Here is a 285-nt window from a genome sequence, read left to right as displayed (position 1 = left end):
CATCATCCAGAGGTTCGCAGTACACTGCGTCATCAAAATCTCTGGCATCTTCGCCGTCAATGGTCACCAAAGGCATTGCCCTTAGATCAACCCTTCCTTGCTTGGCCTCTTCCGGTACCTGTTCGGCTAAGCCTTGAACCTGCTTCTCAACCTCTTTGGGCCAGTTGTGCGGAATATCGAAAGTCCGTAACGCCATTTCGATTTCCATGCCAGGCGCCATATGCTCGCCGAGCACTTCGATAATCTTACCCACGGCGTTCACGCGTTTCATCGGCCGCTGAATAA

General features: G+C 52.3%; 1 pseudogene. It reads right to left on the bottom strand.

Going from position 1 to position 285, the window contains the following annotated elements:
* Nucleotides 1-285 (bottom strand): annotated as a pseudogene (locus tag J0A66_RS23045) (ribonuclease R); the annotation flags it as partial.

The organism is Bowmanella dokdonensis, assembly GCF_017254865.1.
GTDB lineage: Bacteria > Pseudomonadota > Gammaproteobacteria > Enterobacterales > Alteromonadaceae > Bowmanella > Bowmanella dokdonensis.
This window is presented reverse-complemented; position numbering and strand designations above follow the sequence as displayed.